The organism is Paenibacillus sp. cl6col, from assembly GCF_900102125.1.
Lineage (GTDB): Bacteria > Bacillota > Bacilli > Paenibacillales > Paenibacillaceae > Paenibacillus_B > Paenibacillus_B suaedae.
The window spans coordinates 406,673-411,428 of the sequence record NZ_FNAZ01000002.1; the positions used below are offsets into that span (position 1 = coordinate 406,673).

5 protein-coding genes and 1 pseudogene are annotated in these 4,756 nt (G+C 45.4%); 5 read left to right on the forward strand and 1 reads right to left on the reverse strand.

Annotated elements, in window-relative coordinates; translation table 11 throughout:
* From BLS15_RS06010 to BLS15_RS29340, 3 genes are all read left to right on the forward strand, one after another.
* The coding region (locus BLS15_RS06010) for a hypothetical protein (protein WP_175460725.1) at positions 1-275 on the forward strand (275 nt) is incomplete at its 5' end.
* A 44-nt stretch (positions 276-319) separates the two neighbouring features.
* Positions 320-1,300 carry an MBL fold metallo-hydrolase gene (locus BLS15_RS06015; RefSeq protein WP_175460726.1) on the forward strand — a complete coding sequence of 327 codons (981 nt, stop codon included), beginning with the start codon at positions 320-322 and terminating at the stop codon, positions 1,298-1,300.
* 30 nt (positions 1,301-1,330) lie between these two features.
* Entirely contained in the window at positions 1,331-2,461 is a 1,131-nt protein-coding gene (locus BLS15_RS29340) for a glycosyltransferase (RefSeq protein ID WP_231515148.1), read from the forward strand.
* Between the two features lie 17 nt (positions 2,462-2,478).
* Here the strand turns inward: BLS15_RS29340 and BLS15_RS06025 are convergent, their stop codons facing one another.
* Positions 2,479-3,153: a class I SAM-dependent methyltransferase gene (locus tag BLS15_RS06025; RefSeq protein ID WP_021254593.1), complete on the reverse strand. Its 675-nt coding sequence runs from the start codon at positions 3,151-3,153 to the stop codon at positions 2,479-2,481.
* A 53-nt stretch (positions 3,154-3,206) separates the two neighbouring features.
* Between BLS15_RS06025 and BLS15_RS06030 the strand changes: the two genes are divergently transcribed.
* Positions 3,207-3,917 carry a hypothetical protein gene (locus tag BLS15_RS06030; protein ID WP_021254592.1) on the forward strand — a complete coding sequence of 237 codons (711 nt, stop codon included), beginning with the start codon at positions 3,207-3,209 and terminating at the stop codon, positions 3,915-3,917.
* 120 nt (positions 3,918-4,037) lie between these two features.
* Positions 4,038-4,756 (forward strand): annotated as a pseudogene (locus BLS15_RS28895) (collagen-like triple helix repeat-containing protein); the annotation flags it as partial.

The following is a 4,756-nucleotide window of genomic DNA, read 5'->3' on the forward strand; positions in this document are numbered from 1 at the left end:
CGAAGGAAGTCGTTCAACCGATTCAAACTGTGAATCAGGTGTCGAGTGCGTTAGATGCCGTCAAGGTTGGCGGTGCTGTGAAAAAGAGACGTCCATCAAGTCCTCCGTTTATGTCCAAAGATGTGCGTAAGCCTCGGCCTCAGACGAAACCAGTAAAAGTAAAGCTGCCAGTGGCGCCGCTCATTATTACCCATCATCAGGTGGACGGGGACATGATGTTGAATCAAAACAAGATTGTATCAAAAATAGGAAGCAGAATTTACTATAGAAAATAAACGCAACTTACCTCATCACAATGATGTGGAAAGGAGATTGCTTGATGGCAAAATTGAATCTCATTCGTATTGCGGGCTCCAGTTATTGTGCATCTGGACGCTGGGCCGTTGGCGTATACATGGATCCAAAGACCAAGTGTGCGGTACTCATTGATAGTGGTGCGAGTACAAGCGTGGCAAGAGAAGTTGATCATGCTGTCAAAGAGTATGGAGGCAAAATAACGGCAATTATTACAACGCATGGGCATGAAGTGCAGTGTAGGGGAATCCATTATTTCAAGGATCAATATCCGAACATCAAGATATACAGCACGCATCAAACAGGGATGTACATGCAGCATATGCTCGACGAATCAGATGCTTCTCGTGGAGGCGACAGCATTAAGAGTGAAGATCATGAGCGCAATCATTTGATCACTGACTATATTCCATATGAGGAGGGATCTTTCCAAGTAGATGCCATCCAGCTGCAAATTGTTATACTGCCAGGACATTGTGCAGGCATGATTGGAGTGATTACACCGGATGATGTTGTATACTGCAGTGATGCATTGTTCGGGTATCATACTTTATCAAAGCAGAAGCTTCTTTACTATACAAATATTGCAGATGCCAAGACATCCATTCGCAAGTTGTTATCGTTAAGTTCCGAAGCGTATGTGCTGTATCATGGCGGATGCATCCGGAAATCGAAAATAATGGATTTGGCGAACCAGCATTTGTCGCGAATAAATGAGTTATCGAATGTTATCTATCAGATCATTCAAGACAGGCCGATAACCTTGGAATCCATTATAGAAAAGGTTATGAGACGATATGGGATTGAGCAGACTATGCAGCAATATGAGATTACAAGTGAGATTACGCGTGCACATGTGACTGAGCTTCGTCGTACGGGTCAGATCTTGCCGAATTTGTTCGAAGGATACCTGTATTTCAAGGGGAGTACTCAGGAGACCATTCCAGACACCGATGATCAAGAGAAACATATAATAGAGAGTAATGCGAACTATGTTTCGAGCTAGTCTTAATGGCTCTAAAGGAGGAGCATGTCATTGGATACTCACAAGCATTCAGAGGATGGCCATGCATCAGACATTTCCTCAATACTGAAAGATGCTGCGACGTTCATGGAGAAGGGCGAGTGGAAACGGGCTGTTATTATTTATGAATTATTGTTGGACAAAGGGGATATCGATGCGAAAACAGCCGTTTCCGTGTGCGGGCTCCTAGCGAACGGTTATAAGGAACTGGGCATGGATGCCAAAGTAATTAGAACGATTCTGAGGACGCTGCAATATGAGCCTCCGAGCGCTGATAGTTGCTGCCGCATCGGCTATCAATATTTCATACAAGAGAAATGGTCAGAAGCAGCTAGCTGGTATGGATTAGCATTACAAATGCCGTTCTCATCCGCTCAAGCGGACGCAATTGCGAATCATACATGGCTGCCTCACCTGCAATTATGTGTATGCTATGACAAGCTAGGTGATCTCAAGCGAGCCTACCACCATCATCAACAGGCTGCGTTATATGCACCTGATCACCCAAGTGTCATTACTAATGAAGTGCATTTTGGCCCCTATTTTGAGATGCTGGACAAGAGCGGATCTCAGAATTGTGGGCTATCTCTGCTTATTCCGTCAGTTCCGGAGCGTTTCACCTTTTTATCTTCATTATTAGCTGACCTTCATCAACAAGCGTTTGGTAAACCTGTAGAAATACTAGTCCTCATTGACAATAAAAAAAGAACAATTGGCGATAAACGAAACCAATTGCTCAAACAGGCTCAAGGACGGTTTGTTGCCTTTATTGATGACGATGATCAAATCAGTCCTCATTATGTGGATGCTTTGCTGGAGGCGATCGAAAAAGAACCTCGTGCCGATTGTATTGTGTTCGACGTACAGGTGAAGCTGAACGGCATTTCCGATAAACTGTGCAAATACGGTGTTGAATATCAGCATGGGCAAGACGCGCAGTATTATTATCGAAAACCGAATCATCTCATGTGTTATGCGAGACGAATTGCACTTGTACATCAGTTCCAAGATATTAGCTACGGGGAAGATGATGAATGGGGCGGCAGATGCGCTGGTGACATTCAGCTTCAACATCGGATTCCGCAAGTACTTTACACGTATGATTGGATGCCTAAGCCTTGGGACTGGTACCACAAACAGTAGAAAACTTGGCTGTCAGTCTATTGATTAGGGTGTGCATACATTTGTAGAAGTTGATGCGAAATGAGAGGATGTATTTCTGAGTAAGCGGCATCTCCTTTAGGGAACAACACGCCCAATCCGCTGGAATGCTCAAATTGAAAAGAAGGGTGCTGAGCGATTAATTCGTCCCATAGCTGCCACACGCCAAATCCATAAAGTCGGACGGAGATATCATGGAACAATACGATTCCGTTATCAGCTAGCTTAGGCAGCCAAGTATGGTAGTCATGGTGTACAGCCTCATACTCATGGAATCCGTCAATATGAAGAAGATGAATGGAGCCATCCTCGAAGTGCTGAAGCGCATCATCGAATGTGGATTGTAATAACGTGGCAACATTCGGATATAAGGATGCTGCAATCTGTCCCACTTCTTGATACACGTCCTCATTATAGGCACCAGAATGGGAGTCACCTACCCATGTGTCCACTGCATAGCACTTCGCAGACAAGTCATTGTCCCTTACAGCTTCGCAGAAGCTGAAGAAGGAAGCTCCCCAATGCGTGCCAAGCTCAACGATTAATTGCGGCTTTACAAATGATACCAGATCATATGCGAATTCACGATGACCTGTCCAAGCGGAATAGGTTAGCACATGTGGTGCAACATGATCATACTCGAAGCTTTTACGATGGAATTTCCATTCAGTCATAAGGATACCTTCTTTCTATACTTGAATATTTTCGAAATGCATGGAGGCTATGGATGGATATGAAGCATCAAGTTACCTTCGAAACGAAATGTTACGAAAAGGATTGGAAGGCCCTGCTCACGACGGATCGATTGCAAAGGGCAGTGGCACTGAATGAGTACTCCTTCTCTGAAGTGATTCTCTATATTAATAATGTAAATGATGTCGAAGAAGTTTCCTTCTATGCACAGAAATTAGTGGATTCAGGAGTAATCACCGAATATGCAGTTGTTGAACATTGGGCCGACGAGGTACTGCAGTATTTCCAGATTGAGAAGGAATCTTTTGCGGGAGGCTACTATTATTCTATTTCGGAGCTGGTAAGTATATACCGATGCCATACGCCTTATTTGCTCCATTTCTCCGGGGACTCCATACTAGAATCCTCCTTCTCTTGGATTGATGAGGCTATCAACCGCATGGAGTCCGATCGGAGTATCAAGGTAGCTAATCCGGTATGGAATGGTAGATATGATGAAGCGAGGTTCGAAGCAGAGAGCGAAGACGAGTTCTTCTATTTCGGATATGGATTCTCAGATCAATGTTATCTAGTAAATGCACAAGATTTCAAGTTTGCGTCTTATCATGAGATACATCCTGCGTCGCAGCGATATCCGGTATATGGTGGAGAACTATTTGAAAAACGAATTGATGCATGGATGCGCAATAAAGGCTTCAAGAGATTGACTTATAAATATGGAAGTTATGTTCACCCAAGATATTAAGGATGGAATCATCGTTGAAATAGGTATTTGGTTATAGATGTGACGAGAACCCCTTATCCTGTAATCACATATATGTATATGGTATCCAGAGTTTACATTATAGGATAGGGAGGGATATTGTTGTCGCAAGCTAACATACCTAATATTACACCCATTATTACGGTAACTAGGGATGACGCAATCAATTTATTACTGTCCTCTATTGCTTTAGAAGAGCTTGGGTTAAGTCATATCCTTAATGCAGAAGGTGAAAAAATACAGTTTGCGCTTGGTACGCTGCCAGGAGTTACATCTCCTCCGGCGACTTTGAGCGATGTATTATTAGTCAATCAAAGTGTGCGTGACACACTTCGTGATGTGACGAAAAAAGAAATGCTGCTTCAAACAAAGCTGGAAACGGTTCTGGCAGCGCCAGTTGTTTCCGCAACAGGAGCAACAGGTGCTACCGGAGCCACAGGAGCAACAGGTGCAACGGGTGAAGCTGGGACAACAGGTGCAACGGGAACAACCGGGGCAACGGGCGCAACAGGAGCAACCGGGGCGGGAGCCACAGGTGCGACGGGCTCGACTGGTGTAACAGGTGCGACAGGAGCAACTGGAGCGACTGGCGCCACAGGTTCGGGAGCCACGGGTGCGACAGGAGCCACGGGTGCGACAGGTGCACAGGGTATTACTGGTCCAACTGGCCCAGGAGTAGGAGCCACCGGAGCTACGGGAGCCACGGGTGCGACAGGCGAAACGGGAGCGACAGGAGCAACTGGAGCAACGGGTGCAACAGGAGTAACCGGAGCAGGAGCCACGGGAGCAACAGGTGCGACAGGAGCAACTGGAGCGACCGG